Here is a 21,030-nt window from a genome sequence, read left to right as displayed (position 1 = left end):
TCACTGCATGCCGTCAGTGCCATCATTGCCCTCGCCGTCCCATTGGCGGTGACCGCCGGGACCCTTCGGCAGTTCGTTCTTCTCGATTTTCCCGTCATTGTCACGGTCGAGCATGGCGAAGACCTTCTTCTGGCGGCTGGTGATGTCATCGGCGGTCAGCGTGCCGTCGCCCTTGGTGTCGTAACGGGCGATGATGCGCCTGGCCATCTGCTCGAAGCGTGCTTTCTCCAGCGCCTCGGCGAGCTGTGCCACGGTCAGCTTGCCGCCATTGTCGGCGACCATCTTCTTCAGCCGCGCGTTCATGGCGTCGGAGAACTGGTCGAAGGTGATGGTGCCGTCATTGTCCTTTATGACCTTGCCGAGGCGCATCATCATGCCGTCGCGCGGCCCGGCCCCGGAGTGCTCGTCTGCATAGGCAGCGGTGCCGACGGCGCCGGCCAGGGCTGCGAAAACGAGTGCAAGTCTGGTTGTCTTTCTCATGGTCTTCTCCTGTTGCATCGTCACCCCCGATGCTAGAGCGGCGGACCTTCAATCCCCCGCTCTATCTCTTTGATTGAACATCGGAACCTCCCAAAGCAGGTCGCAATTTTGGGCCCGATGCTCTCGCCCGTTCGGCTGGTTGCCGTCACGGTTGTTTCGCACGAAGCAGAAGGTCGAAATCCTTTCTGACCTTCTGCGACGTCTCCCCGAGATGCGCTTCAAGCACCCCGAAATCCGGCAGGTCGGTGACGGCCAGAAGCAGATCCGAAAGCCCTGGCGGAACGTCGTCGCGTTCGAACGCGCCGGTGAGGCAAAGCCGTATCATCTGGGTCAGCGCCAGATAGAGCGAATAGGCATCCACCAGTTCCTGCCTGACCTGGGCGCTGGCGAAATCCGGCGCCAGGCGCGACAGGACCTCAGCCGTGCCGGTGGCCCTGCGGCCTGCCTCGATCTTTCCGGTGATCAGCGCAACCTGGGCAATGAATTCGAGATCGATGAGGCCGCCCGGGATCAGCTTGATGTCCCAGGGATCGCGCGGCGGCTTCTCCTTGTCGACCATGGCGCGCATCTCGGATGCCTCGGCCATCACCTTGGCTGGATCGCGCGGCAGAGCGAGCACTGCGGCAACCTCTCCCTCGACCTCGCGGCAGAGCTCGGCATCGCCGCCGATCGTGCGGGCGCGCGCCAGCGCCATGTGCTCCCATGTCCAGGCGTCCTGGCGCTGATACTTCTTGAAGGCGTCGACATGGGTGGCCACCGGCCCCTTGTTGCCGGACGGCCGCAGGCGAAGGTCGAGCTCGTAGAGCACGCCCTCGGCGGTCGGCGCGGAAACGGCGGCGATCAGCCGCTGTGTCAGCCGGCTGTAGTAATGCGACGGGGCAAGCGGCTTGTCGCCGTCGGACTCCTCCGCATCGGCGTCGTGATCGTAGAGCAGGATGAGGTCGACGTCGGAGCCCGCCGTCAGTTCGCGGCTGCCGAGCTTGCCCATGCCGAGCAGCGCGACCCGGCCGCCGGCAATATAGCCATGACGCAAAGCGAATTCCGCCATCACCGCCTGCAATGCCGCCTCGATGGTCAGGTCGGCGAGATCGGAAAAAGCGCGGCCGGCGCGCGGCGGGTCGATCGACCCGGCAAGCAGCCTGACGCCGATCAGGAATTTTTGCTCCGAAGCAAAGATGCGCAGCCGGTCGAGCACGTCTTCATAGGCTCTGTCGCCTTCGAGGAAGGCGGCAAGACGCGCCGACAGATAGGCGCGGTTTGGCAGTTCGCTCAGCAGCGCCGGATCGAGCAGCCCATCGAAGACATGCGGCCGGCGCGTGATGATGGCGGCCAGCCGCGGTGCCGCGCCCATGATAGTCGCCATCAGCTTCAGCAAAGCCGGATTCGACTGCAGCAGCGAAAACAGCTGGATGCCGGCAGGCAGGCCGGCAAGGAATTCGTCGAAGCGGATCACCGCCTCGTCCGCTCGCCGCGTCTGGCCGAAGGCTTGCAGCAGCGCCGGCGTCAGTTCGGTCAGCCGCTCGCGCGCCTCCGCCGACCGGGTGACGCGGTAGCGGCCGAAGTGCCAGCCGCGGATAACCCGGCAGATGTCGCTCGGCCGCTGGAAGCCGAGCCGCTGCAAGGTCTGCAAGGTATCGGGATCGTCGACGTCGCCGGTAAAGACCAGATTGCCGATGCCGGCCGAAAGCTCCGGCGCGGTTTCGAACAGCGCTGCATAGTGGCGCTCGACCTGGTGCAGCGCCGCGCGGAACGTTTCGGCAAAGCCTGCCGCATCGGCAAAGCCCAGCATGCGGGCGACGCGCTCCAGCCCCTCTTCGTCCTCCGGCAGGATATGCGTCTGCTGGTCGGCAACCATCTGGATGGCGTGTTCGACGCGGCGCAGGAACCAGTATTGCCTGGTGAGCGCATCGCGCGCTTCGGCGGTGATCCAGCCGCGCGCGGAGAGTTCGCCCAGCATCGGCACGGTCTCGCGGCCGCGCAGTTCGGGAAAGCGGCCGCCGGCGATGAGTTGCTGGGTCTGGACGAAGAACTCGATCTCGCGGATGCCGCCGCGGCCGAGCTTGACGTTGTGGCCTTTGACCGCGACCTCGCCATGGCCCTTGTGGGCGTGGATCTGGCGCTTGATCGAATGGACGTCGGCAATCGCCGCGTAGTCCATGTATTTGCGCCAGATATAGGGCTGCAGTTCCTTCAGGAACGCGGCGCCGGCGGCAACATCGCCGGCCACCGGGCGCGCCTTGATCATGGCGGCGCGCTCCCAGTTCTGGCCGCGCGCCTCATAGTAGCGCAGCGCCGCCTCGACCGGGATCGCCAGCGGCGTCGAGCCGGGGTCGGGACGAAGCCTGAGATCGGTGCGGAAGACGTAACCGTGCTCGGTGCGGTCCTGCAGAATGCGGACCAGCCGGCGTGTCAGCCGCGAAAACAGCTCGGTTGCATCGAGCGGATCGACGACGGCAGGCGCATCGGGGTCGAAGAAGGCGATGAGGTCGATGTCGGAGGAGAAGTTCAGCTCATGCGCGCCGAGCTTGCCCATGCCGAGCAGGATCCAGCCCGAGCGTCGCGCCGGATTTTTGGCATCCGGCAATCGGAGCTTGCCTTGCTCATGCGCGTCGCGGAGCAGGAAATCGACAGCCGCACGCGTGCAGGCGTCGGCAAGGTCGCTCAGTCGCCGCACCGTCAGCGAGGTCTCGGCTTCGCCGGCGAGATCGGCCAAGGCGATCAGGAAATGCGCCTCCGCCTTGCATTGGCGCAGCTCCATCATCAGGCTGCTTTCGGAGACGGCCTGAAGGCGTGCTGCCTTGTCGACCGCGGCGCCGATCGATGATAGCCGCGCCTCGATGGTCTCGTCGAAAAGCACATCGAGTATCCGCGGCCGGCGGCGCGCGGTATCGCGCAGGAACGGCGACAGGTCGAACACGGCGGCGAGGAAATCCTGGACGACCCCCTTGCCTGCCAAGAATTTCGCCAGTCGCGGCAGTTCCTTTTGCCGCGCGGCGTCGGCGATCTCCGACAATTCCTGCCTGGCGCGGCTTGCATCCAGCGGAACGAGCTCTACCGTCGGCTTCAACAGCCAGTCCGTTTCGAGGCGTCGCACTGCCATCCTCGCCACCATCAGCGATCCTCACGCCCGGGAAAACTCATGACGACCGACAATCCGGGATTGCCGGGCAGAAGCTCAAGCCGTCCATTGTGGAATGTCACGATCGCCTTGGCGAGGCTCAAGCCAAGGCCGGAACCCGGCTGCGAGCGGCTCTTTTCCAGCCGCACGAATCGCTCGGTCACCCTGGCGCGGTCGACATCGTCGGGAATGCCCTGGCCGTTGTCGGAGACGGCGAGTCTGATCTCGCTACCGACACGCTCCAGCGTCACGCGAACCGTAGGCCTGGAGGTCGAGTCGGTCGAATATTTGATCGCGTTGTCGACGATGTTGGACAGTGCCTGGCCAATCAGCTCGCGATTGCCGTTGACGGCGAAAGAACCTTGCACCGAAGTTTCGAGCGTCACGCCCGCCTCCTCCGCTACCGGCTCGTAGAGTTCGACGACGTCGTGCACGGCAGCGGCCAGATCAACCCTGGTGGTGCTTTCCGAGGAATAGCCGGCTTCCAGTCGCGAGATCATCAGGATGGCGTTGAAGGTCTTTATCAGCTGATCGGATTCGGCGATCGTTCCTTCCAGTGCCTGCCGGTAGTCGCTGGTGTTGTGCTTGCCGGAAAGCGTCGCCTCGGCGCGATTGCGCAGCCTGGTCAGCGGCGTCTTCAGGTCGTGGGCGATGTTGTCGGAGACCTCCTTCAGGCCCTCGTTCAGCGTGGCGATCCTGGCCAGCATGGAATTGAGGTTTTCCGACAGCCGGTCGAACTCGTCGCCGGCGCCGGTGACCGGCAGCCGGCCGGAAAGATCGCCGCCCATGATACGGCGGCTCGCCTCGGACACGCTGTCGATGCGCTTCAGCGCCGCGCGCCCGACGAAGAACCAGATCAGCAGCCCACCGACGCCCATCATGCCGAGCGCCAGCATCAAGGCGCGGCGAATGACGGCGCGGAAGCGCTCCGGCTCGCCGAGGTCGCGGCCGACCAGCATGATCATCTGGTTGGGCAGGCGCAGCACCAGGGCAATGGCGTTGTGGCCTTTCTCGCCTTCGGCCTGGACTTCGCTCTGGGCGGGCTCGTTCGGGTCGGAGATCGGGTTGCGCTGCCGCTCGAGCTCGCCCTCGCCGAAGCGGCGGTAGGAGAACGGTTCGGTGGTCCAGCCCTCGGCCTCGATCACGCCCGGCTCCAGGCTCTGCACGTTGCCGGTCAGGATCTGGCCGTTGGCATCGGCGATCAGATAGAGATTGGCGCCGGGCTGGCGGGAGCGCTGCTCGACGACACGGACCAGCAGCGGCAAGCCGCCGCGCTGATAGGCGCGGGCGAGGCCGAGCACCTCGTCGTTGATCGTGTCCTGGGTCTGGCCGGTCAGCATGCGCGCCGACAGCGAGGTCATGTAGAACACGAGCAGCACCGCGCAGATGGCGAACAGCAGGAGGTAGAGCGCCGAAAGCCGCGCTGCCGTCGTCTTCATGATGGCCGGCACGGAAAGAGTCATGGGGTTCTAGCCGCTTTTCAGCATGTAGCCGGCGCCGCGAACCGTGTGCAGGATCGGCTTGTCGAAGCCCTTCTCGATCTTGCCCCGCAGCCGCGAGATATGAACGTCGATGACGTTGGTCTGCGGATCGAAATGGTAGTCCCAGACATTCTCGAGCAGCATGGTGCGCGTCACCACCTGGCCGGCATGGCGCATCAAATATTCGAGTAGGCGGAACTCGCGCGGCTGCAGCGTTATCTCGCGCCCGGCGCGCCGCACCGAGTGCGACAGCCGGTCGAGTTCGAGATCACCGACCCGGTAGACGGTTTCGGCTTCCCTGGCGCTGGCGCGGCGGTTCAGCACCTCGACGCGGGCGAGCAGTTCGGAAAAGGCGTAGGGCTTGGTCAGATAGTCGTCGCCGCCGGCGCGCAGACCGGTGACCCGGTCGTCGACTTCGCCGAGCGCCGACAAGATCAGCACGGGCGTCGTATTGCCCCGGGACCTGAGCCCGGCAATGACGGACAGGCCATCGCGGCGCGGCATCATGCGATCAACGACCATGACGTCATAGTCGCCGGAATCAGCGAGCGCGAAGCCGGTTTCGCCGTCGCCGGCGACATGGGCGGTATGGCCGGCCTCGGCGAACGCCTTCTGCAGGTAGTCGGCCGCCTCGCGATCGTCTTCTATGACGAGAATCTTCATAGAACCGTTATACGCGATTTCGCTGGAAGATTGAGTGGCCGGCATATGCATCGTGGCCTTCTCCATGGCATATCGCGAACAAAGTGATTCAGGGATACGCGGTAAGTCTTTGTTTTAGCATGTCGTTAGCCTAAAATCGCTTCACGCCTTGAGCGGCATGTTCGAGCGGCAGCGGCGATGGGAAGCCCGCTGCCGCTGGGGCGGAACACGATGACTGACTAACGTATTCAGGCCCCGTGCTTTCCCGTGCGGCGGCTCGGGGGTGTTGAAAACCGCCGCACCGGAAAAGTCGACCACTAGAGCGCCGCGCGTCCTCTTGGACGCGCAAAGGACGCTCTAGCACCTTGAATCGGCGCATGAGCCTTTCCGAAAACGGAATACGTGTTCGGGGTCATGCGCTCAGCCCTTGGCGACAGGCAGTGCGACGAAGCGGTTGCTGTCGTCGCGGGTGATCTGCATCAGCACCGCCTTGCGGCCGGACTTCACCGCGTCGGCCATCGCCTTGTCGACGTCGCCGGTGCCGTTTACTTCCGCCGAATTGACGGAGGTGATGACGTCGCCGGGCTGGATGCCGCGATCGGCGGCATCGCTGTCGGGGTCGACATCGGTCACCACAAGGCCCTTGCCATTGTCAGACTTGGTGACGGTCAGGCCGAGATCGGCGAGCGTGTCGGTCTTCGGCGCGGGGGCAGGCTGCTGGTCGGCCGAGGCCTGCTTGTCGCTCGACGGCAGCTTGCCGAGATCGACCTTAACCGCCTCGCTCTTGCCGTTGCGCCACACCGTGACATCGACAGATTTGCCGGGCGGGTAAGCGCCAATCAGGCGGGCGAGTTCCTTCGGCGAAGCAACGTCCTTGCCGTCCACCTGGGTGATCACGTCACCGGCGGTGATGCCGGCCTTCTTGCCGGGACCGTTGTCCTGCGCGCTGGCAACGAGCGCGCCCTTGCCGGACCCAAGGCCAAGCGACTCGGCGATTTCGGGGGTGACCGGCTGGATCTCGACACCGAGCCAGCCACGCTGCACGGTGCCGTTCTTCATCAGATCCTGCACGACCTGCTTGGCGGTCGAAGCGGGAATGTCGAAGGCAATGCCGACGCTGCCGCCCGAGGGCGAGAAGATCGCGGTGTTGATGCCGACAACCTGGCCGTTGAGGTTAAAGGTCGGGCCGCCCGAATTGCCGCGGTTCACCGAGGCGTCGATCTGGATGAAGTCGTCATAGGGACCGGCGCCGATATCGCGGCCGCGGGCCGAAACGATGCCTGCGGTAACCGTGCCGCCGAGGCCGAACGGATTGCCGACAGCCACCACCCAGTCGCCGACGCGAACCTTGGAATCATCGGCGAAGTCGACATAGGTGAACTTGTTGCCGTCATCGACCTTGAGCACGGCAAGATCGGTGCGCGGATCGGTGCCGATCAGCTTGGCGTCGAGTTCCTTGCCGTCATTGGTCACCACGGTGAAGGCGGTGCCCTCCTCGACGACATGGTTGTTGGTGACGAGATAGCCGTCATCGGAGATGAAGAAACCGGACCCTTGCGCCACCGGCCGCGGCTGGTCGTTGTTGCGGTCACGGTGTCCAAATCGGCGCATTCCGTTCGGGCCCTGATCGCCGCCTTGATCGCCAAAGCCGCGGAATTCGCGGAAGAACCGGCGCAACTGCGGGTTGTCGGGAAGATTGCCTAAGCCGTCCTCGTCGTCCATCTGGCCGGAACCGTCATCGGCCGTCGACTGGATCTTGGCCTTGACGCGCACGCTGACGACCGCCGGCGAAACGCGCTCGACCACATCGGCGAAGCTCGGGACCTGCGGTGCCTCGACACGCACGGCGTCGGCCAGCACCGGGGCTGTCCCGGTGGCAACAGCACCAAAGCCGATCGCGCCGGCAATGGCCAGGGATGCGGCTGCGGCCAGCAGGCGTTTACGGGTGCGAAGATATGAATTGGGGGCAACATTCATGTTTATCGTATCCTCTTTTCAAGGGACGCCCCTTGATTGGCATCCTCGACAAAGGAAATAGAGGGCCGCACATTACGGCGCCATTTCCGGTACATGAAACTTTCGTAATGTATCGATCAATCGCGGCGGAGCATCTTGTCCAGCGCCGCCTGTTCCTCGGCAGTTAATGCAGCGGTCACCGTCGAACGGCGCGAGCGGGCGGCCAGCAGGATGAATGTCCCGCCAACCAGCAGCAGAAGAACTGGCGTCCCCCAGAGCAAAACATTGCGCAGATTGAAGCGTGGCTTCAGCAGCACGAATTCGCCGTAGCGCGAAACGACATAGTCCATCACCTGCCGGTCGGTATCGCCGGCGACCAGGCGCTGGCGCACAAGGATGCGCAGGTCGCGGGCGAGGTCGGCATCGGACTCGTCGATCGACTGGTTCTGGCAGACCATGCAGCGCAGGCCTTCCGACAAAGCCCGCGCCCTCGCCTCGAGTGCCGGGTCGGCGAGCACCTCGTCGGGCTTGACCGCCTGCGCGGCGCCGGCGAACAACAGCGCCAGCAGCAGGACCAGCGAGGCCAGCGTGATCCTTTTCATTGCGGGCTCGCCGATGGCACGCCGGCCGCAGCCTTGCGGCGCGACGGTGCGCCGACGCGCAGGCGGCGGTCGAGCAGCGACATCGCCGCGCCCGCCATCATCACCAGTCCGCCGCCCCAGACCAGCGTCACCAGCGGCTTCCACCACAGACGAACGACCACAGAGCCATCGCTGCCCTCGTCGCCAAGCGAAAGATAGAGCTGGCTGAAGCCGATCGTCCTGATGCCGGATTCGGTTGTGGTCATCTGGCGCACCGGATATGAGCGCTTGGCCGAGGTGATCTCGCCTGCGACGCTACCGTCGGCGCCAAGCAGGGCGAAGCGGCCGCGATCCTCACTGTAGTTAGGTCCCTGGGCCGGGTAGAGCCCCTCGAAGCGCAGCTTGTGGCCGGACAGTTCGACGGTCTCGCCGGCATGCATCGCCAAGATTTTTTCGGTGCCGAAGCAAAGCGTGCCGACAATGCCGAGCGTTGTCAGCCCGAGGCCGAGATGCGCAAGCGCTGTGCCGAAGACCGAGCGCGGCAGGCCGGCGAAGCGCCTGAGCATGGTGGCGGGCGCGACGGTGCCGAAGCCGGATTTGACGGCGAGATCGGTGAGCGCGCCGCAGATCAGCCAGAAGGCAAGGCCGACACCGAGTGCCGCCAACACCGAAGCGCCATCGATGAACAGGGCCGTCACCAGCACGGCGAGCAGCGCCGCCGCGAAAGCCGCCATCAGGCGCTGGGCGACCGCGAAAATGTCACCGCGCTTCCAGGCGAGCAGCGGCCCGAACGGCACGACGACCAAGAGCGGCACCATCAGCGGGCCGAATGTCAGGTTGAAGAACGGCGCGCCGACCGAAATCTTGTCGGCAGACAGGGCTTCGACGACGAGCGGGTAGAGCGTGCCGACCAGCACGGTGGCGGTGGCGGTGGTGAGGAACAGATTGTTCAGGACCAGCGCGCCTTCGCGCGAGATCGGGTGAAACAGGCCGCCGGCCGTCAGCCGGGAGGCGCGCAAGGCAAACAGCGCCAGCGAGCCGCCGATGAACAGCGTCAGGATGCAGAGGATGAACACGCCACGCGTCGGATCGGTGGCGAATGCGTGCACCGAGGTCAGCACGCCGGAACGCACCAGGAAGGTGCCGAGCAGCGACAGTGAGAAGGTCAGGATCGCTAGAAGCAGCGTCCAGATCTTCAGCGCCGAGCGCTTTTCCATGACGATCGCCGAATGCAGCAGCGCCGTGCCCGCCAGCCACGGCATGAAGGATGCGTTCTCGACCGGATCCCAGAACCAGAAGCCGCCCCAGCCGAGCTCGTAATAGGCCCAGTAGGAGCCCATGGCGATGCCGCCGGTGAGGAACATCCAGGCAACCAATGTCCACGGCCTTACCCAGCGCGCCCACGAAGCGTCAATGCGGCCCTCGATGAGGGCAGCGACAGAGAAGGAAAAGCAGATCGAGAAACCGACATAGCCGAGATAAAGCAGCGGCGGATGGATGGCGAGGCCGAGGTCCTGCAGGATCGGGTTGAGATCGCGGCCCTCGATAGGCGCCGGATTGAGCCTGACGAACGGGTTCGACGTCGTCAGGATGAACAGGAAGAAAGTGGCGCCGATCGCTCCCTGCACGGCAAGCACATTGGCCCGGAGCGTCGCCGGAAGATTGCCGCCGAAGACGGCGACGAGCGCGCCGAAGAAGGTCAGGATCAGCACCCAGAGCAGCATCGAACCTTCGTGATTGCCCCAGGTTCCGGTGATCTTGTAGATCAGCGGCTGCAGCGAATGCGAGTTCTCCCAGACGCTCTCAACCGAGAAGTCGGAGCCGGCGTAGGCGGTTGCCAGCGCCACGAAAGACAGCGCCGTCAAGGCAAAGCCGGTCAGCGCGGCCGGTGCGCCGACGGCCATCATCTTGTGGTTGCCGGTGCGCGCACCGAACAGCGGCACCATCGTCTGCACCAGGGCCAGCGCAAACGCCAGGATCAGGGCGAAATGTCCGGTTTCAACCATTGTCACCGCACCCGCTAGTCACTCTTGCTCTCCTGCCATACGCCCTTGGCCTTGAGGCCGTCGGCCACTTCCTTGGGCATATAGGTCTCGTCATGCTTGGCCAGCACGCTGTCGGCGACAAAGATTCCGTCAGGGCCAAACGAGCCTTCGGTGATCACGCCCTGCCCTTCCCGGAAAAGATCGGGAAGAATGCCGGTATAGGTAACCTTGACGTCCTTCTGGTTGTCGGTCACCGAAAAGGCGACGGTGGCGCCTTGGCTACGCTCGACCGTGCCTTTTTCGACGAGACCGCCGAGCCTGATGCGCTGGCCCGGCTGAAGGCTGGCGGTGGCCAGATCGGCCGGCATGTAGAAATAGGAGGCCTTCTGGCCAAGCGCATAGAAGGTCAGCCCCGTGGCAACACCGAGAAACCCCAGCCCCGCTGCGATCACCGACAATCGTTTCTGCTTGCGCGTCATCGTCTACTCCGTCGCCGTCACGCCAAGCGAGGCGGCAAAGGCGGTGAATTTCCTGGCCTGGTCACTGTCCGCGCCAAAGACGGCGATACCGCGATTGAGCGCGTCACGCGCCTGATCTGTCTTGCCCAGCACGGCATAGGAACGAACGAGCTGCATCCACCCTTCCTCGTCGCGCGGATTTTGCCGAAGCCTTTCGTCGAGGCCGGCAACCATGGTGCTGATCATGGCTTGCCGGTCCTGCGGCGACATCGAGGAGGCAGCATCGATATCCTCGGCGGTCGGCCCTTTCGCGGGCGCCTCGGCGGATTCGGCCAGCGCCTGCTCGACGGCGCCGCGCCACGGCGAGCCCTGCGGCAAGGCGGCAAGCATCTTTTGCCAGGCCGCCGTGGCTTCAGCTATGCGGCCTTCCTGTGCCATGCCCATGGCGAGATAGAACGATGCCTTCGGATTGGCCGGATCGAGCTTCAACGCCGCCTCGAAACCCGCCTGCGCTTCGGCGGAGACAATGCCGCCGGCCGCATTGGCGATCGCCTCGCCAAGACCCGCCTGGCGGGCGGCGCTGTCGCCGTCGAGGCGGATGGCGTTGCGATAGGCGGTCACCGCATCGGCGTATCGCTGCATGCGCAGATAGACCGGCGCCAGCACGTCCCAGCCGCGGCCATCGGATGGGTTGGCCGCCAGGTGCGCCTCGGCGCGGGCTATCAGCTCGTCCACCGAGCTGTCGGCGGGATTCTTGGCCAGGCGTTCGCTGAGCGGCTGCGACGGCAGGTCGGGTGAGCCGAGCTGGCCATAGAGGCCCCAGCTGACCAGCGGAACCAGCAGCACGGCCGCTGTCGCCACCAGCCTTGTCGACCGCGACGGCTGCGTCGCCGTGTCGTCGGAGTGGCCGGTATTGCTCAGGCGAAGGATGCGGCGGGCGATTTCAGCGCGTGCCTCTTCGGCCTCCATTGGCTGGATCAGGCCACGCGCCATATCGCGGTCAAGCTCGGCCAGCTGGTCGCGATAGACTTCAAGGTCGTGATCGCCGGCAGCGGACGCGTTCTTCGATCCGCCGGCCAACGGCAGCAGCACCGCCAGGCTTGCGCCCAGCGTCAGGATTGCGGCTATGACCCAGAACAGCATGGCTCTTCCAATAGAACGAGACCCTTGCCCTGCCAACACAAGCGTGCTGCGACGCTTTGGCGGGGCCGCTCCGATCGATAATGCATGTCGCGCAAAAGTGTGCAGCGGTTTTGCGATAACGACCATGCATCAAAACAAGAACCTAAAGCGCGTCGCATGAGGCCGGTCGAACGCGACGCGCTTTGGTGCCGGACCGGAATCGGCGGATCGACGGCCGGCCAGCTACGTCAGCGGCGTCCAGCTGCCGTCGGCATTGCGGCAGGCGGTTCCGCGCGCGGTGGCGCCGGCGGTGCCGGTAAACACCGTATGGGTGTATTGCCGGCAGTCCTGCGAGCCGACGCGATAGGGCTGGGCGGCGACCACTTCGCCGCGATGGGCCGAACTGTCGCTCTTCCAAGCCACTTTCTGGCCGCTCGCCGTGTATTCAAGCGCCTTGTATTCCGCCTCGAGCGCGCTGCGCTTCTCGGTCTCGCTCAGGCCGGCGCCGATAGAGCCGCCGACGAGGCCGCCGCCCATGGCGGCGATGATCGTCGTCGCCACCTTGGCGCCGCTGGGGGGCGTCGCGGCCGGCGTCACCGTAACGGCCGGGCCCTTGCCGAGCGTTGTGCAGCCGGAGACGGCGAGCAGGGCGGAAACGAGCGCGACGCGAATCTTCATGCCAATACCGGCTTTCTTGAGCTGGACCGCCGCGCTGTCAGCAGCTGGCGCGGCCATAATGTCGATGTTTGTCGGAAATTTGGCCGCAGCCGGCCACCTGGAAAAGCAATCTGGAAAAGCATTACTGAAGGCTCCGCAATCGAACCATCGCCTTCAATCCACCCATGACGGATCGTTCCAGCGCCAGAGAGCCTCCATACTCGTTGACAAGGTCGGCGACAATGGCAAGTCCGAGCCCGCTGCCCGGTTTTGTCTCGTCGAGCCGCCGGCCGCGCTGCAACACCTCGCGCGCCTTGTCGTCGGGAATGCCGGGGCCGTCATCCTCGATGCTGATCTCGAACAGGTTGGCTGCGCCTTCCGTGCCAGCGCCACCCTTGCTGGAGATTGGCTTGACCGAAACGGCGACCGCGCTCCTTGCCCATTTCATCGCATTGTCGAGCAGATTGCCGAGCAGCTCCTCCAGGTCCTCGCGTTCGCCGGCAAAGACGATGTCGGTGGCCGGCAGCGACAGCGACAGCGCCGTCTGCGGGTTGAGCTTCTGCAGCACCCGAACCATGCGCTGGACCAGCGGCGCCACCGGCGTACGGTAGACGACGCTGTCGCGCTGCGCGGCGACGCGGGCACGTTGCAGATAATGGTCCACTTGCTTTTGCATGGAAGCGGCCTGCTCGGCGATCAGCTGGCCCTTGGCGCCACCCAGCGCCCGTCCCTCGTTGAGCAGCACGGCAAGCGGCGTCTTCAGCGAGTGCGCGAGGTTGCCGACCTGCGTGCGCGACCGCTCGACGATACGCCTGTTGTTCTCGATCAGCGCATTGGTCTCGTTGGCGAGCGGCTCGATCTCGGCCGGGAAACGGCCGTCTAGGCGCTGCGCGGTTCCTTCGCGCACCATGGCAAGCGCATTCCTGACCCGGCGCAGCGGCTGCAGGCCGAGCAGGATGGCAATCGCATTGATGGCGATCATGCCGACGCCGAACAGCGACAGATAGGTCAAAAGGCGCCGCTGGAAGGTGGCGATTTCCTGCTCGAGCTCGGTCTGGTTGCCCATGACGCGGAAGCGCGCGGCGCGGTTTTTCGCATCGAGCACGAACTCGCTCTCGAACACCTCCAGTTGCTCGCCTTCGATGCCGTCCGCTGAATAGCTGCGCTGGAAGCTGGCATTGAAGGGCACCTCGGCAACGCTTGGCGACGGGATCGCCTTGGTCATCGACGACGAATGGAGATCGCCGTGCACACCTTCCGAGGCAGGCTCGACCGACCAGTACCAGCCGGAATTCGGTTCCGAGAACCTCAAATCACCAAGGTCGGGGGCGCCGGTCAATTGGCCGCTTTCAGAAACGCCGACCGAGCCGATCAGGTTGAACAGATGCGCCGAAAGCAGGCTGTCGAAACCGCGCTCGCTGGCCTGGCGATAGAGCGTGGTGATCAAGGTGAAGATGACGACCAGAGTGAGGATCGCCCAGACCGTGGAAAAGGCGATGACGCGAAACGCCACCGAACGCGGCCATGACCGCAGCGACGGCGTGTTCGAGACGGCGGGTTTTGTAGGCAGCGGTTCCGCGTTACGCCTCCGGCTTACGCATGCGGTAGCCCATGCCGCGAACAGTTTCGATCATGTCGATGCCCATCTTCTTGCGAAGCCGTCCGACAAAGACCTCGATCGTGTTGGAATCGCGGTCGAAATCCTGGTCGTAGAGATGTTCGACAAGCTCGGTCCGGGACACCACCTCGCCCATGTGGTGCATCAAATAGGCAAGCAAGCGGAATTCGTGCGAGGTCAGCTTCAGCGGCACGCCGTCGACGTCGGCCTTGGAGGCCTTGGTGTCGAGGCGGAGCGGCCCGCAGGTCAGTTCGGACGAAGCGTGCCCGGCAGCACGCCGGATCAAGGCCCGCACCCTGGCCAGGATTTCCTCGATGTGGAAGGGTTTGGTGACGTAGTCGTCGGCGCCGGCGTCGATGCCGGCAACCTTGTCGCTCCAGCGGTCGCGTGCCGTCAGGATCAGCACCGGCATCTTGCGGCCGCCGCGCCGCCAGCGTTCGACCACGCTGATGCCGTCCATCTGCGGCAGGCCGATATCGAGCACCACGGCATCGTAGGGCTCGGTGTCCCCGAGAAAAAGCCCTTCCTCGCCGTCGAAAGCGCGGTCGACGACATAGCCGGCATCGACCAGCGCATCGCCGATCTGCCGATTGAGATCCTTGTCATCTTCGACGACGAGTACGCGCATGCGGGAGGCCTGTTGATGCTGGTCAGATATAGGCCGATTCCGGCAGACTGGGAAACGGCACGATTCAGTTCAGCGGAACGACGATCTCCGAGCGACGCGGACGCTGCCCTTCCTTGCCCGGAACGAGCACGACGATGATGCAGACCGGCTGGCCGCCGCGTGTCGACTGCGAGGCTTTGGCCAAGGTGCCGCCATTCTGCTCGGCCACCTGCTGGCCGATCGCGTAGCAGTCGGACGCGGCGAGGACGACCGGCTGCGGCTGCTCGGGCACGACAACGGGGATCGCCATCGCTTGCGACGCAAGCAGACCGGCGGCTGACAGCGCCAGTGCCGCGGTCCGGAAGTGGGGGCGAAGGATGTTCATGGTCAGCGTTCTAACGCGCCGGTGCTGAACGTGATATGAACGGTGAACGCTCGAATGCATGCCCGCCACACCCCTGAAGCGCGAGATTACCGGATTGCCATTTCGCCGCCCGGCTCCGCGAAATCGCCAATGTTTAACCTAGCCCTCCAATCCTTCGTCGACAACCGGCATCATCTGGCGGGCAGGACCATTTGGGACGACGAAGCATCCGGCCCAAGGCAACCGATGGCAGTTCAGGCGAACCGAACCTGAAACAAAAAACCCGCCTCTGCGGCGGGTCGCTGGCGCCATCAGCACCATAGGGGAATTAGTAGCATAGCTGCCGGCACAAAGCAAGAACAACATTGCCCGATTTGCAAAAAGTGCCCGGTGGTCAGCCCTCGTCCTTGATCACGGCGCGGAAGCGCAGCAGCCCGTGATGGGCCGAAAGGTCCTCGTCGTAGCGGGCTTCGGCGAATTCGAGCTTGAGGTAGGCGCGGCGATGTTCGCCGAGCGAGAGAGCCGTATCGCGCAGGCGGGTGCTAACAAGGTCCATGATGTCATTGGTTTCCTTGCTGGCCTCGGACTTCGACCAGACATGCAGCGTCAGCAACTGCTCGGCGTCGTTCTCCATGCCCGTTGCCCAGTCGTAGACGCTGGTGCGGCCGAAGGTCATGTGGGGAAACGCAACATTTTCCGGCGCATGGTCGAATAATCTTGCATCGCCCAGTGCCGCCGACAGGTGGGGATCGCCGTTCACTGCCTCGAATATGGCCCTCTGCAATTCGACGGCCGGCGCGGTCATCGTCTTTCCCTTCGCCCGTCGCCTCGACCTCCCGGCTGCGTAGCTGCGTTGCATGAAGGCATCCCGGCAAAGCGCGAATCAGCGCGTCTCATGCGGATTATGAACCTTCATGATCTCGGCAATAAGCCCTGCTCCTGCAACCCGCGACGTTTCGCATCACGGACGCCCTTTAGGGTGATGCCAACCCGCGAATTCATTTGGCATGCATGGAGTTTGAAAGAACGGTGCTATGAAGATGTCTGGTTTCCAAATATTCGAGGTCGGTTTCTGCGCGAGCCATCGCTGCTGCGGAAAGCTTGGGGTCAAGGCGCCGCCGGTCGCGATTGCGGCGCCGACTATGTCGATGACCATCAAGAGCTTGGTGAGCCGCACTCGGGAGATGCTCTCGGCGCACGGTAGCCTGGCCTTGAAACTGTCCGTCGTTTTGTGGACGGAGCTTGTCCTAGCGGCAGTATTCTTAATCGCCCAGGCCTGACCGAGATCGCCCAGGCCTGATCGAGCGACATTCATCGATCGGGCGGAAACCAAAGGACGCCAGGATGGCAAACCGCTACGCACTGCGCATGGAGCATCCCCACAGCTGGACCGTCTTCGACGTCTTCACCGGCCAGCCGGTCAAGCATCAGCTCATGGTCGGCATGAATACGCGCGATGCAGACGCGATGGTCGACCGGCTGAACAGTCGCGACGTCAAGCGGCGAGCCAAGGCGGATCGCAAGTCCTGAGCAACCGTCCTGTGAGCGATCTCGAAGGATCTAGCGAAAATCGGCTGCAGTCAGCACGTACATGCTCCTGCGGGTACGGGCATAGGCATTCCTGGCGACGTCATGAATTGAGCTGGAAGCCGTGTCGAAGGCCGCCAGATAGGTAGCTTCTGAAGCCGCCGTTCCCGGCTGCATCTTGGAAATGGCATCGGTTGCGACAGAGAAGGAAATCTGGAACATGCCGTCATGGCCAACGAAGCGAATGCGTTTGCTTGCCTCGTCGTAGCTGCGGCTGGGGTTGGGAAATGTCAGGCTCATGATTTGGCCTCCGTCGATGCAGATACGGCCTTCTTGACTGTCCGCGACGCCCGCTTCTTCTTTGGTGCGACCGGATTCAGAGCTTCCGCCGCGCGGTCCGCCTCTTCCTTGGCCAGTCGCAATTCCCTCAGCCTTGCCGTTTTGATGCTCCTCGCCTTGGCCTCCGAGAGATATTCGGCAGTTGCTTTGTTCCGCTCCGCCGTCTTCTTCTGATTTTCCATGAAGCGAGCCTGAGCTTTTTCCATGATGTTCTGATTGCCTTCGGCCATCGGTAAAATCTCCCTTGAAGCGAAAGTCATGAATGTGAACTTCATCGTAAAATAGGTGTTCAAAGACAGAAATTCAATTTCATTAATATTCCGCAAGACCCGAACATCAGGGCATGACCAGGCAAGATAATACGTTCAATATTTTATATGCCCTATGAATATTTTTTTGGCACTCCTATCAATCGAGTGCCAAGGCGCCTATAGAGAGGGGGCGGCCGCCTAAGCCGGCCCCAGAAAGAGTCCCCATGAAATTCCGGCCACTCCACGATCGCGTCGTCATTCGGCGCGCCGAAAGCGACACCAAATCCAAGGGCGGCATCATCATCCCCGACAATGCCAAGGAAAAACCGCAGGAAGGCGAAGTGATCGCTGTCGGGCCGGGCGCGCGGGACGAAAGCGGCGCGCTGATCCCGCTCGACGTCAAGGCCGGCGACCTCATTCTGTTCGGCAAATGGTCCGGCACCGAGGTCAAGATAGACGGCGAGGACCTTCTGATCATGAAGGAGGCCGACATCATGGGCATCATCGAAAAAAGCGAGATGGGCATCATCGACAAGACCGTGGCTGCCAAGAAGGCCGCCTGATTTGGAAGGCCGCGCGCCCTCCCGCGCGCGCAAAGGACGCTCCGAGCTTTGATTCAGGCGCTGCAAGCGTCTTGCCACGACAACCGAACTGGAAAAGATCATGTCTGCCAAGGAAATCAAATTCTCCACCGACGCGCGTGACCGCATGCTGCGCGGCGTCGAAATCCTCAACAACGCCGTCAAGGTGACGCTCGGCCCCAAGGGCCGCAACGTCATCATCGACAAGGCCTACGGCGCGCCGCGCATCACCAAGGACGGGGTGGCGGTGGCAAAGGAAATCGAGCTTTCCGACAAGTTCGAAAACATGGGCGCACAGATGGTGCGCGAAGTGGCCTCGAAAACCAACGACCTCGCCGGCGACGGCACCACCACCGCCACGGTGCTTGCCGCTTCCATCCTGCGCGAAGGTGCCAAATTCGTTGCCGCGGGCATGAACCCGATGGATCTCAAGCGCGGCATCGATCTTGCTGTCAGCGCCGTCGTCCAGGAAATCCAGGCGCGCGCCAAGAAGGTCAAGTCCTCAGGCGAGATCGCGCAGGTCGGCACCATTGCCGCCAATGGCGACACCAGCGTCGGCGCCATGATCGCCAAGGCGATGGACAAGGTCGGCAATGACGGCGTCATCACCGTCGAGGAGGCCAAGACCGCCGAAACCGAACTAGACGTCGTCGAAGGCATGCAGTTCGACCGCGGCTATCTCTCGCCCTATTTCGTCACCAATGCCGAGAAGATGCGCGCCGAGCTGGAAGACCCTTACGTCCTCATCCACGAAAAGAAGCTCGGAAATCTGCAGGCGCTGCTGCCCATCCTCGAAGCCGTGGTGCAAAGCGGCAGGCCGCTGTTGATCATCTCCGAGGACGTCGAGGGCGAAGCGTTGGCAACGCTGGTCGTCAACAAGCTGCGCGGCGGCCTCAAGGTAGCGGCCGTCAAGGCGCCTGGCTTCGGTGACCGGCGCAAGGCGATGCTGGAAGACATTGCCGTGCTCACCGCCGGACAGATGATTTCCGAGGATCTCGGCATCAAGCTGGAGAACATCACCATAGACATGCTCGGCCGCGCCAAGCGCGTGCTGATCGAGAAGGACACCACCACGATCATCGACGGCGCCGGCGAGAAGACCACCATCCAGGCGCGCGTCCAGCAGATCAAGGCGCAGATCGAGGAAACCACTTCCGACTATGACAAGGAGAAGCTGCAGGAACGTCTCGCCAAGCTGGCGGGCGGCGTTGCTGTCATTCGCGTCGGCGGCGCGACCGAGACGGAAGTCAAGGAAAAGAAGGACCGCATCGATGATGCGCTGAACGCCACGCGCGCGGCCGTCGAAGAAGGCATCGTTCCCGGCGGCGGCGTTGCGTTGCTGCGCGCCAAGGCTGTGCTGAACGGGCTGACCGGAGCCAATGCCGATGTGACGGCGGGCATTTCGATCGTGTCGAGAGCGCTCGAAGCGCCAATCCGGCAGATCGCCGAGAATTCCGGCGTCGAAGGTTCGATCGTCATCGGCAAGCTCGCCGACGACAAGGACCATAATCAGGGCTTCGATGCCCAGAACGAGGTCTATGTCGACATGATCAAGGCCGGCATCGTCGACCCCGCGAAGGTGGTGCGGACGGCACTGCAGGACGCGGGCTCCATTGCGGCGCTCCTGATCACTGCGGAAGCCATGATCACCGACGTTTCGGCCAAGGACGCCGCTGCTTCGACCGGCGGCATGGGCTATTGACCAGCCGCTGCCCGAAACAAGCCTGAAAAGACAGCCGCCGGGGTTCTTCCCCGGCCGCGCCATCGGCAAGGAGATCGATCCATGATCGCATTCGTCCCGAAGCCAAAGGCAGCGGCGAAGACCAAAGTGGCCGAGGAAAGCCGCTTCGATCGCATTCGCAGGCTTGCCGACAAGCACAGGAAAGCCGACGCCGGCATGGTAGGCCGCGACCCGAAAAAGATCGCGGACAAGCGTCCCATGTGACGACTGCCAATCTTCGGCACCCACGCAAGCGCGGCACCAGACGCTTATCGCGTTTCGCCGCTGATCAGCGCGGCACGGTCCTTGATGATGGTAGAAACGAAGCGGATGACGGCGCGCACCGGCGCCTCCGCCCCGATTTCACGGCGATAGACGAGCGACACCGGATGACTGCCGAGAATGTCGGGGGCAAGGCGCACCATCCGCGGTTCAGCTTCGGCCAACATGCAGGGCATTACCGCCAGACCGGCGCCACTCAGAGCCGCCGCCAGCATTTCCGTCATTTCGGCAACGCGAAGGACAATTGTCGCGCCGGCGCCGTGCGCCTCAACCCATTTGGCGCCGGGGACGCCGGCAAGGCTTGCGTGAAATCCAATGATCTCGTGTCCGGCCAACTGGCGAGGGTCGATGGGCATTGGGTGACGGTCGAGATAGCGCTGGGACGCATAGATCGACCAGCCCGCAACACAAAGCTTCTGCGCGATCAAATCGTCTGCGGCGACGCTGCCGATCCTGACCGCAAGGTCGGCCTCGCCGTGCTGCAGGTCCACTGGCCTGCTGCCGCTCGTCAGTTCCAGGTTGATATCCGGGTGGGCCTTATGGAACCCGGCCATACGCTCGGCAAAAAGGGGGCTGAAGCCCGACGGCAGTGCCAGCCGAACGCTATTCTTGCCCGAACGCACAAGCGCCGTCAGTGCTTGCATGGTACGTTCAAGGTCATCGCCGAGCGGCAGCAATGTCTGGCCAAGCGGCGTGATCTCAATGCCTTGCCGCGTTCGCACGACAAGCGAAACCCCGAGTGCCGCCTCAAGAGCAGCCAGGCGCCGGCTGATCGTCGTGTGACGCACGCCGAGCACGCGCGCTGCTCCCGACAACGTTCCCGCGCGGGCGGCAGCGAGAAAGTAGCGCAGATCGTTCCAGTCCGGTTCGCCGGTCTTGATCACGAACCTAGTCTCTCATGTTCCCTGTCAAGGTTGAAGGCAAGAAGGCTCGCCTGCTTGGCAGGTTTGCGAAGCAGTCGGACCGGCTGAAGCTGCACAGGGCTGGGGGTGGAGCTCAGAGACGACGGTTGATCAGACTCTCATCCGCGGGTTGGGTACCGGCCTTCCGTATCTTCGTCTCGGGGCTGTCCTCGGTCTAGAGGGCGGGCGTCGGGCGCATCGGCTTGGCCACATAACTAGCGACGGGAGTTCCCCACCGTGGCCCCACCCCCAACACTGTGCAGCGGGTTGGGTCGAGACCGGCTATGACGGCGCGACCTCCCGGCCGATGGCCCACAAGAAGGCGGCCATCTCGCGTGCGATCGCAGCCACGACCACCG

Annotated in this window: 21 protein-coding genes; 4 read left to right on the top strand and 17 right to left on the bottom strand. The window is 63.8% G+C overall.

The window, feature by feature from the left end:
• The 14 genes from NKI59_RS21245 to NKI59_RS21180 form a co-directional block, all read right to left on the bottom strand.
• Nucleotides 1-480 (bottom strand): EF-hand domain-containing protein, encoded by a 480-nt coding sequence (locus NKI59_RS21245; protein ID WP_352706580.1) that lies wholly within the window; start codon nucleotides 478-480, stop codon nucleotides 1-3.
• Between the two features lie 145 nt (nucleotides 481-625).
• Complete coding sequence (locus tag NKI59_RS21240) at nucleotides 626-3,592, bottom strand: bifunctional [glutamine synthetase] adenylyltransferase/[glutamine synthetase]-adenylyl-L-tyrosine phosphorylase (protein ID WP_352706577.1); 2,967 nt, start codon at nucleotides 3,590-3,592, stop codon at nucleotides 626-628.
• Nucleotides 3,592-5,061, bottom strand: a complete 1,470-nt coding sequence (locus NKI59_RS21235; protein WP_352706575.1) for a sensor histidine kinase — start codon at nucleotides 5,059-5,061, stop codon at nucleotides 3,592-3,594. Before NKI59_RS21235 ends, NKI59_RS21240 begins: the two co-directional genes overlap by 1 nt.
• Before the next feature lie 6 nt (nucleotides 5,062-5,067).
• Nucleotides 5,068-5,742, bottom strand: coding sequence for a response regulator transcription factor (locus tag NKI59_RS21230; RefSeq protein WP_254819962.1), 675 nt, complete (start codon nucleotides 5,740-5,742; stop codon nucleotides 5,068-5,070).
• A gap of 399 nt (nucleotides 5,743-6,141) precedes the next feature.
• Complete coding sequence (locus NKI59_RS21225; protein WP_023677819.1) at nucleotides 6,142-7,698, bottom strand: Do family serine endopeptidase; 1,557 nt, start codon at nucleotides 7,696-7,698, stop codon at nucleotides 6,142-6,144.
• Between the two features lie 116 nt (nucleotides 7,699-7,814).
• A complete protein-coding gene (locus NKI59_RS21220) occupies nucleotides 7,815-8,279 on the bottom strand; it encodes a cytochrome c-type biogenesis protein (protein WP_352706573.1) in 465 nt (154 codons plus the stop codon).
• A complete protein-coding gene (locus NKI59_RS21215; RefSeq protein WP_352706570.1) occupies nucleotides 8,276-10,264 on the bottom strand; it encodes a heme lyase CcmF/NrfE family subunit in 1,989 nt (662 codons plus the stop codon). Before NKI59_RS21215 ends, NKI59_RS21220 begins: the two co-directional genes overlap by 4 nt.
• Before the next feature lie 14 nt (nucleotides 10,265-10,278).
• The gene (gene ccmE, locus NKI59_RS21210) at nucleotides 10,279-10,722 is read right to left on the bottom strand and encodes a cytochrome c maturation protein CcmE (RefSeq protein ID WP_023677821.1); all 444 of its coding nucleotides are present in this window, start codon (nucleotides 10,720-10,722) and stop codon (nucleotides 10,279-10,281) included.
• Between the two features lie 3 nt (nucleotides 10,723-10,725).
• A complete protein-coding gene (gene ccmI, locus NKI59_RS21205; RefSeq protein ID WP_352706568.1) occupies nucleotides 10,726-11,844 on the bottom strand; it encodes a c-type cytochrome biogenesis protein CcmI in 1,119 nt (372 codons plus the stop codon).
• A 222-nt stretch (nucleotides 11,845-12,066) separates the two neighbouring features.
• Nucleotides 12,067-12,501, bottom strand: a complete 435-nt coding sequence (locus NKI59_RS21200; RefSeq protein ID WP_352706566.1) for an RT0821/Lpp0805 family surface protein — start codon at nucleotides 12,499-12,501, stop codon at nucleotides 12,067-12,069.
• Nucleotides 12,502-12,622: 121 nt separating this feature from the next.
• Complete coding sequence (locus NKI59_RS21195) at nucleotides 12,623-14,050, bottom strand: ATP-binding protein (RefSeq protein WP_352454424.1); 1,428 nt, start codon at nucleotides 14,048-14,050, stop codon at nucleotides 12,623-12,625.
• A gap of 10 nt (nucleotides 14,051-14,060) precedes the next feature.
• Complete coding sequence (locus NKI59_RS21190) at nucleotides 14,061-14,726, bottom strand: response regulator transcription factor (RefSeq protein WP_352454330.1); 666 nt, start codon at nucleotides 14,724-14,726, stop codon at nucleotides 14,061-14,063.
• A 64-nt stretch (nucleotides 14,727-14,790) separates the two neighbouring features.
• Nucleotides 14,791-15,090: a hypothetical protein gene (locus NKI59_RS21185; protein ID WP_352454329.1), complete on the bottom strand. Its 300-nt coding sequence runs from the start codon at nucleotides 15,088-15,090 to the stop codon at nucleotides 14,791-14,793.
• A gap of 373 nt (nucleotides 15,091-15,463) precedes the next feature.
• On the bottom strand, nucleotides 15,464-15,874 hold the full coding sequence (locus tag NKI59_RS21180; protein WP_023677827.1) for a DUF3168 domain-containing protein: 411 nt from the start codon (nucleotides 15,872-15,874) through the stop codon (nucleotides 15,464-15,466).
• 539 nt (nucleotides 15,875-16,413) lie between these two features.
• On the opposite strand from NKI59_RS21180, the gene NKI59_RS21175 reads away from it, so the two are divergent.
• Nucleotides 16,414-16,599 carry a hypothetical protein gene (locus NKI59_RS21175; RefSeq protein ID WP_352706563.1) on the top strand — a complete coding sequence of 62 codons (186 nt, stop codon included), beginning with the start codon at nucleotides 16,414-16,416 and terminating at the stop codon, nucleotides 16,597-16,599.
• A 30-nt stretch (nucleotides 16,600-16,629) separates the two neighbouring features.
• On the opposite strand, the gene NKI59_RS21170 is transcribed toward NKI59_RS21175, so the two are convergent.
• Nucleotides 16,630-16,896: a DUF1488 family protein gene (locus NKI59_RS21170; protein WP_352591915.1), complete on the bottom strand. Its 267-nt coding sequence runs from the start codon at nucleotides 16,894-16,896 to the stop codon at nucleotides 16,630-16,632.
• A complete protein-coding gene (locus NKI59_RS21165) occupies nucleotides 16,893-17,165 on the bottom strand; it encodes a hypothetical protein (protein ID WP_352454325.1) in 273 nt (90 codons plus the stop codon). The genes NKI59_RS21170 and NKI59_RS21165 overlap by 4 nt, the downstream gene beginning before the upstream one ends.
• A gap of 245 nt (nucleotides 17,166-17,410) precedes the next feature.
• On the opposite strand from NKI59_RS21165, the gene NKI59_RS21160 reads away from it, so the two are divergent.
• From NKI59_RS21160 to NKI59_RS21150, 3 genes are all read left to right on the top strand, one after another.
• Nucleotides 17,411-17,749 (top strand): co-chaperone GroES, encoded by a 339-nt coding sequence (locus tag NKI59_RS21160; protein WP_352591912.1) that lies wholly within the window; start codon nucleotides 17,411-17,413, stop codon nucleotides 17,747-17,749.
• 100 nt (nucleotides 17,750-17,849) lie between these two features.
• Nucleotides 17,850-19,469, top strand: coding sequence for a chaperonin GroEL (gene groL / locus NKI59_RS21155; RefSeq protein ID WP_352706561.1), 1,620 nt, complete (start codon nucleotides 17,850-17,852; stop codon nucleotides 19,467-19,469).
• Between the two features lie 81 nt (nucleotides 19,470-19,550).
• Nucleotides 19,551-19,712, top strand: a complete 162-nt coding sequence (locus tag NKI59_RS21150) for a hypothetical protein (protein WP_352454322.1) — start codon at nucleotides 19,551-19,553, stop codon at nucleotides 19,710-19,712.
• A 44-nt stretch (nucleotides 19,713-19,756) separates the two neighbouring features.
• On the opposite strand, the gene NKI59_RS21145 is transcribed toward NKI59_RS21150, so the two are convergent.
• Entirely contained in the window at nucleotides 19,757-20,653 is an 897-nt protein-coding gene (locus NKI59_RS21145; RefSeq protein ID WP_352706558.1) for a LysR family transcriptional regulator, read from the bottom strand.
• Nucleotides 20,654-21,030 lie beyond the last annotated feature (377 nt).

This window comes from Mesorhizobium sp. M0598 (assembly GCF_040320865.1).
In the GTDB taxonomy this organism is placed as follows: Bacteria; Pseudomonadota; Alphaproteobacteria; order Rhizobiales; family Rhizobiaceae; genus Mesorhizobium.
This window is presented reverse-complemented; position numbering and strand designations above follow the sequence as displayed.

What these genes read in the sequence shown, in the direction of transcription:
- NKI59_RS21165 (WP_352454325.1), bottom strand. Translation starts at nt 17,165, where the DNA reads ATGGCCGAAGGCAATCAGAACATCATGGAAAAAGCTCAGGCTCGCTTC.
- NKI59_RS21175 (WP_352706563.1), top strand. Translation starts at nt 16,414, where the DNA reads ATGGCAAACCGCTACGCACTGCGCATGGAGCATCCCCACAGCTGGACC.
- NKI59_RS21230 (WP_254819962.1), bottom strand. Translation starts at nt 5,742, where the DNA reads ATGAAGATTCTCGTCATAGAAGACGATCGCGAGGCGGCCGACTACCTG.
- NKI59_RS21245 (WP_352706580.1), bottom strand. Translation starts at nt 480, where the DNA reads ATGAGAAAGACAACCAGACTTGCACTCGTTTTCGCAGCCCTGGCCGGC.
- ccmE (WP_023677821.1), bottom strand. Translation starts at nt 10,722, where the DNA reads ATGACGCGCAAGCAGAAACGATTGTCGGTGATCGCAGCGGGGCTGGGG.
- NKI59_RS21220 (WP_352706573.1), bottom strand. Translation starts at nt 8,279, where the DNA reads ATGAAAAGGATCACGCTGGCCTCGCTGGTCCTGCTGCTGGCGCTGTTG.
- NKI59_RS21185 (WP_352454329.1), bottom strand. Translation starts at nt 15,090, where the DNA reads ATGAACATCCTTCGCCCCCACTTCCGGACCGCGGCACTGGCGCTGTCA.
- NKI59_RS21235 (WP_352706575.1), bottom strand. Translation starts at nt 5,061, where the DNA reads ATGACTCTTTCCGTGCCGGCCATCATGAAGACGACGGCAGCGCGGCTT.
- NKI59_RS21215 (WP_352706570.1), bottom strand. Translation starts at nt 10,264, where the DNA reads ATGGTTGAAACCGGACATTTCGCCCTGATCCTGGCGTTTGCGCTGGCC.
- NKI59_RS21150 (WP_352454322.1), top strand. Translation starts at nt 19,551, where the DNA reads ATGATCGCATTCGTCCCGAAGCCAAAGGCAGCGGCGAAGACCAAAGTG.
- NKI59_RS21225 (WP_023677819.1), bottom strand. Translation starts at nt 7,698, where the DNA reads ATGAATGTTGCCCCCAATTCATATCTTCGCACCCGTAAACGCCTGCTG.
- NKI59_RS21170 (WP_352591915.1), bottom strand. Translation starts at nt 16,896, where the DNA reads ATGAGCCTGACATTTCCCAACCCCAGCCGCAGCTACGACGAGGCAAGC.
- NKI59_RS21240 (WP_352706577.1), bottom strand. Translation starts at nt 3,592, where the DNA reads ATGGTGGCGAGGATGGCAGTGCGACGCCTCGAAACGGACTGGCTGTTG.
- ccmI (WP_352706568.1), bottom strand. Translation starts at nt 11,844, where the DNA reads ATGCTGTTCTGGGTCATAGCCGCAATCCTGACGCTGGGCGCAAGCCTG.
- NKI59_RS21190 (WP_352454330.1), bottom strand. Translation starts at nt 14,726, where the DNA reads ATGCGCGTACTCGTCGTCGAAGATGACAAGGATCTCAATCGGCAGATC.
- NKI59_RS21180 (WP_023677827.1), bottom strand. Translation starts at nt 15,874, where the DNA reads ATGACCGCGCCGGCCGTCGAATTGCAGAGGGCCATATTCGAGGCAGTG.
- NKI59_RS21160 (WP_352591912.1), top strand. Translation starts at nt 17,411, where the DNA reads ATGAAATTCCGGCCACTCCACGATCGCGTCGTCATTCGGCGCGCCGAA.
- NKI59_RS21200 (WP_352706566.1), bottom strand. Translation starts at nt 12,501, where the DNA reads ATGAAGATTCGCGTCGCGCTCGTTTCCGCCCTGCTCGCCGTCTCCGGC.
- groL (WP_352706561.1), top strand. Translation starts at nt 17,850, where the DNA reads ATGTCTGCCAAGGAAATCAAATTCTCCACCGACGCGCGTGACCGCATG.